This window comes from Nocardioides sp. (assembly GCF_047607365.1).
In the GTDB taxonomy this organism is placed as follows: Bacteria; Actinomycetota; Actinomycetes; order Propionibacteriales; family Nocardioidaceae; genus Nocardioides.
The window spans coordinates 1-4,866 of sequence record NZ_JASGDD010000072.1 but is presented as its reverse complement, the minus strand read 5'-3'; the positions used below and the strand labels follow the sequence as shown (position 1 = coordinate 4,866).

The following is a 4,866-nucleotide window of genomic DNA, read 5'->3' as shown; positions in this document are numbered from 1 at the left end:
CGCGGCGGTCGCCGCCGCGGCAGCGGCGGTGGGGTCGCGCCTGGTCCCCGGCTTCGCGGCCGCGGTGCTGGGGGCGGAGCGCCGGCCGGACGGCGTACGCATCGTGCGGGGGTGGGCCACCGTCGCGACGGCGGTCGCGGGAGTGGTCACGGTGGCCGCGGTCACGGCGGCGAGCGCCGAGCGGTGGTGCCTCGCGGTCGCGCTCACCGCGGGCGTGGCGGTCGTCCTCCAGCACCGCCCGGCGTCGCCGCGACCGACCGTCGCGGTGGGCGCCGAGTGGCTGGAGTGCCTCGCCCTGATGGGGCTCCCGCCCCTGCTCGCCGTCGCGACGAGGGCCTGGTGGCAGTGAGGTGGCCGTGGGACCGATGACTCCTCGCGAGCAGCTCGTCGTCGCCGCGTGGGAGCTGCGCCGGATGACGGCGGCCCTCCTGGCGGGCGATCCGGACGGCGCACTGCCGCCGCTGGTCCGTCCCCTCGGCGGCGGCCTCGGCGCGGCGGCGGTCGTCGTCGCCGTCGTGCTCCTGCGGTAGCCCCGATGCGCCGCCCGGATTGGGTGGTGGCGGACGGCAGCGAGGAGGATCGCCGACGTGAGCGCCGGCGTCCTCCTCGCAGTGCTCGCCTCGGCGGTCCTGCACGCCACCTGGAACGCGGTCGCTCACGGCTCGCGGGACCGACTCGTCAACGTCGCGCTCATGCAGTCCGTCTTCACCGTCGTCCCGCTGGCGGTGATCCTCGTCGTCGGGCTTCCTCCGGCCGGGGCGTGGCCGTTCATCCTGGCCAGTGGGCTGCTCCACCTCTGCTATCTCGCATGCCTGCTGGCCAGCTATCGGCTCGGGGAGTTCTCGCAGGTGTACCCCCTCGCGCGCGGCACCTCGCCCTGGGTCGTCGCGGTGGTGGCCGTCGTCCTGCTCGGCCAGCCGCTGCCGGGGATCCAGGCGGCCGGCATCGTCGTCATCTCCACCGGACTGCTCCTCCTGGTCGTCCTCGGCGGCCTCCCGCGGCGGCACCAGGCCCCGGCGCTCGGCGCGGCGGTGCTCACCGGGCTGCTCATCGCCACCTACACCGTCGTCGACGGCGAAGGCGTGCATCACGCCGAGCCGCTGACCTACATGGCGTGGTCGTTCCTCGCTCAGGGCCCGTGGCCCCTGGTCGTCCTGGTCGCCACGCGCGGACGGGCGGCGGTGGGGCAGCTGCGAGCCCAGGCGTGGACGGGCATCTTCGGCGGAGTGGTGTCGATGGTCGCCTACGGCACGGTGATCTGGGCGCAGTCGAGGGGCGACCACCTCGCGCCGATCGCCGCGCTGCGCGAGACCAGCATCGTCTTCGGCGCGCTCATCGGGGCGCTCTTCTTCGGCGAGCGCCTCGGCTGGGGCCGAGCGCTCGCGGCCGCCGTGGTCTGCGGCGGGATCGTCCTGCTCGCCGTCTGACCTGGACCCGGCCCTCGGTTGTTGTGCGATCCGCACCAAGGCGAACAATGGGAGCGTGACGGGTCTGGAGAGCTGGGTCGACGGGTTCATCGCGGCCGAGCGCGACCCCGAGCGGATCGACGCCTGGGTGCGCCGCACCTGGGCGGCGATCGAGACCGACGTCCCCCAGCTGGCGACGATCCCGGGCCGCGAGGAGCTCGGCGAGCTCATCCGCGTCGCGATCGGCGAGCACTGGCGGGCCTTCCTGGACCATCTCTCGGGTGAGGGCGACTTCCGGCTGGTGCCGACGGCCGCCGAGCTGGCCCGCGAGCTGCCGCGGCGCCATCTCGACCTCACCCTGCTGCTGGCGATCTATCGCGCGGCCCAGCGCTCGTCGTGGACCTATGCCACCGAGGTGGTCCGGGAGGCACCGGCCGGCGTCGACCACGAGGAGGTCCTCGTCCTCTTCTGGACGGAGGCCGCCGCCTGGCTCGACGCGAGCGTCGAGGAGTCGCTGGTGCTCCACCAGCGCGAGGCGGCGCAGATCCAGCAGCGCGGCGACGCCCAGCGCTTCGAGGCGGTGCGCGGCGTCCTGGAGGGCCGCGACGGCGCGGAGCTCGATCCGCGCGAGCTGTCGGCGGCGCTCGGCGGCTACCCGGCGACCGGCTCGCACGTCGCGCTCGTGCTCACCGCGCTGACCCCGGACGCCCTGGCCACGCTGGAGCCCGCCGCTCGTCGCATCGCCGCTCGGTTCGGGGCGCGGGCGCCGCTGATCGTGCGGCCCAGCGGTCGCGAGGCGTGGTGCTGGGTGCCCTCGGAGCGAGCTCGGCCCACGGAGCCCAGGTCCGCCGAGGCGGTCGAGCTCGATCCGGCGCAGCTCCGGGTGACGATCGCCGGGCCACACGCCGGCCTGGACGGATTCGTGCTGGCGCACAACGAGGCACGCGCCGCGCAGGTCGTCGCGCTCGCCGGACGGACCGGCCTGACGGCGTACGACGACGTGGCGGCGCTCTGCCTCCTCGCCCTCGATCCCGCGGCGGCCACCCGCTTCGCCCGCCGCGTGCTCGGCCCGCTGGCCGACGCGCGACACGGCAAGCTGCGCGAGACCGTCCGCGTCGTCCTCACCACGCCCGGCGGCTCGGAGGCGGTCGGAGGAGTGCTCGGGGTGCACAAGAACACCGTGCGCTATCGCATCGGCCAGGCCGAGCGCCTCCTCGGCGGTCCGATCCAGGAGCGCGCCCGCGACCTGCTGCTGGCGCTGGACTACGCCGAGACGTTCCTGCTCGACGTCCGGGCGGAGTCACCGGTTAACCGGTGAAAGGGGAACTTCTCGGCCGGCACGCCACCCCAGAAGTTCCCCACTCGGCCGGGTGGTGTGACAGCTGGGACACGACCGATCCCGCAGGTCCCCTCAGCGTGGCGTCGCGGGGAGGTGGGTGCGCGGTGGCATCCGGGGACCGCGGCGCGGGCGGCGCAGGCCGGCGCGGGCGACGAGCGCCTGCACCCGCCCGCGGTGGGGGCGGTAGGGCTCCAGGAACTCCTCGAGCCGCTCGTCGTCGAACGGCTCGCCGGTCAGGGCCCAGCCGATGTCCTTCGCCACGTGATAGTCGCCGAAGGAGACCGCGTCGGGATCGCCGTGCGCGCGCTGCAGCGTCTCCGCGGCCGTCCATCGCCCGACTCCGGGCAGGGACGTGAGCCGGGCCGCGGCCTCGTCGAACTCGACGGCCAGGGTGCGCTCCAGGGCGGGAGCGACGCGGGCGGCGGTGACGACCGTCCGGCCGCGGGCCGGGTCGACGGACATCCGCAGCCACTCCCACGACGGGACCCGGCGCACCGTCTCGGCGTCGGGCTGGATCCAGAGCCGCCGATCGGCTCCGGGCCCGGGAGCCCGCTCGCCGAAGCGGTGCACCAGTGCCCGGAACCCCGCGAACGCCTCGCGGCCGGTCACCTTCTGCTCGATGACCACCGGCACGAGCGCCTCCATCACCCGCTCGGTGCGCCCGACCCGCGGCACGCCGTGGCGTCGTACGAGCTCGATCAGCAGCGGGTGCCGGGGCTCGAAGCCGGCGGGGTCGTCGTCAGCGCCCAGGAGCCCGGGCACCGATCCCAGCGCCCACGCCGCTCCCGGCCCCCACGCCTCCGCGTGCACCTCGCCGAGCGCCGCCCGCGACCAGACGACGAGCGTCGCGGGGCCATGCGGCGTGCGGATCCCGCGCCAGTGCCGGCCGTCCTCGATCCGGTACGCCGGATCGCCGCCGCCCCGCTGGTGCAGCCGCATCACGCCCGGCTCGCACCCGTCGGGGAGGCGCCACACGCGACCGAGCGGCGGCACGCCGCTCAGCCGACCGGCGCGCTCGGCGCGCGATCGCCCGCCCGCACTCGCGAGGGATGGCTGTAGACCGACAGCGAGTCGCCCCGCACGAAGCCGGCCAGCGTCAGGCCGAGCTCGTCGGCCAGCTCCACGGCCAGGGACGAGGGCGCCGAGACGGCGGCGAGCACCGGGATCCCGGCCATCGACGCCTTCTGCACCAGCTCGAAGCTCGCTCGGCCCGACACCATGAGCACCGTGCCGCGCAGCGGCAGCCGGCCGGCCTCCAGCGCCCAGCCGACGACCTTGTCGACGGCGTTGTGGCGTCCGACGTCCTCCCGCAGCGCGAGCAGCTCCCCGGTCGCGGCGTCGAAGAGGCCGGCGGCGTGCAGCCCGCCGGTGCGCTCGAAGATCTCCTGGCCCTCGCGCAGCCGATCCGGCAGTGCGAGCAGCGTCGCGGCGTCCACCGAGAGGGAGTCCCCCGCGACGTCGTACGCCGAACGCGTCCGCACCGCGTCGATGCTCGCCTTGCCGCAGACACCGCACGAGGAGGACGTGTAGACGCTGCGCTCCAGTCCGAAGTCCGGCAGCGTCACCCCGGGCGCGAGCACCACGTCGAGCACGTTGTAGGTGTTGACGTCGTCGACCACCGCCCCGGCGCAGTAGCGCGCCGTCGCCACCTCGTCCCGCCGGTGCACCACGCCCTCGGAGACGAGGAAGCCGGCCGCGAGCTCGATGTCGTGGCCGGGCGTGCGCATCGTCACCGCGAGCGGGCGACCGCCGACGCGGATCTCCAGCGGCTCCTCGGCGGCGAGGTGGTCCTCGCGCACCCGCGCGGCCCCGCCCGCCCCCGCCTCGCCCAGCGTGATCCGGGTGACCCGGCGCCGCACCACCCTCCTGCTCATAGCTGCTGAGAGTACGCTCCCCTTCGTGCGCCCGACCGTCGCCGACGCGATGCTCACCGCCCCCAAGGTGTCTCCCGCGGAGGCCACCGTGGCCGATCTGCACGCCCTCTTCGCCGACGACCACGTGCACTGCGCGATCCTGGTCGCCGGGCCCGCGGAGGGCGAGCGCGTGATCGCGGTGGTGACGCCGGCGGACCTCCTCGGCGCCCCCGGCCAGGCGCCGGCCGCGCCCCTGGGCCGCCTCGCG

The 4,866-nt window shown here is 75.5% G+C and carries 7 protein-coding genes; 5 read left to right on the top strand and 2 right to left on the bottom strand.

Going from position 1 to position 4,866, the window contains the following annotated elements; translation table 11 throughout:
• The 4 genes from QM572_RS05975 to QM572_RS05960 all read left to right on the top strand — a co-directional run.
• Window positions 1-349: hypothetical protein (locus QM572_RS05975; RefSeq protein WP_415091065.1), on the top strand; the 349-nt coding region annotated here is incomplete at its 5' end.
• Between the two features lie 16 nt (window positions 350-365).
• Complete coding sequence (locus tag QM572_RS05970) at window positions 366-530, top strand: hypothetical protein (RefSeq protein ID WP_415091063.1); 165 nt, start codon at window positions 366-368, stop codon at window positions 528-530.
• Window positions 531-587: 57 nt separating this feature from the next.
• Complete coding sequence (locus QM572_RS05965; protein WP_415091061.1) at window positions 588-1,427, top strand: EamA family transporter; 840 nt, start codon at window positions 588-590, stop codon at window positions 1,425-1,427.
• A 55-nt stretch (window positions 1,428-1,482) separates the two neighbouring features.
• Window positions 1,483-2,724, top strand: coding sequence for a PucR family transcriptional regulator (locus QM572_RS05960; protein ID WP_415091059.1), 1,242 nt, complete (start codon window positions 1,483-1,485; stop codon window positions 2,722-2,724).
• Window positions 2,725-2,817: 93 nt separating this feature from the next.
• Here the strand turns inward: QM572_RS05960 and QM572_RS05955 are convergent, their stop codons facing one another.
• Window positions 2,818-3,738: a DNA-3-methyladenine glycosylase family protein gene (locus QM572_RS05955; RefSeq protein ID WP_415091057.1), complete on the bottom strand. Its 921-nt coding sequence runs from the start codon at window positions 3,736-3,738 to the stop codon at window positions 2,818-2,820.
• 5 nt (window positions 3,739-3,743) lie between these two features.
• Entirely contained in the window at window positions 3,744-4,619 is an 876-nt protein-coding gene (gene fdhD, locus QM572_RS05950; RefSeq protein WP_415091055.1) for a formate dehydrogenase accessory sulfurtransferase FdhD, read from the bottom strand.
• Window positions 4,620-4,644: 25 nt separating this feature from the next.
• Between fdhD and QM572_RS05945 the strand changes: the two genes are divergently transcribed.
• Window positions 4,645-4,866 (top strand): hypothetical protein (locus QM572_RS05945; RefSeq protein WP_415091053.1); only part of this gene is annotated, 222 nt, incomplete at its 3' end.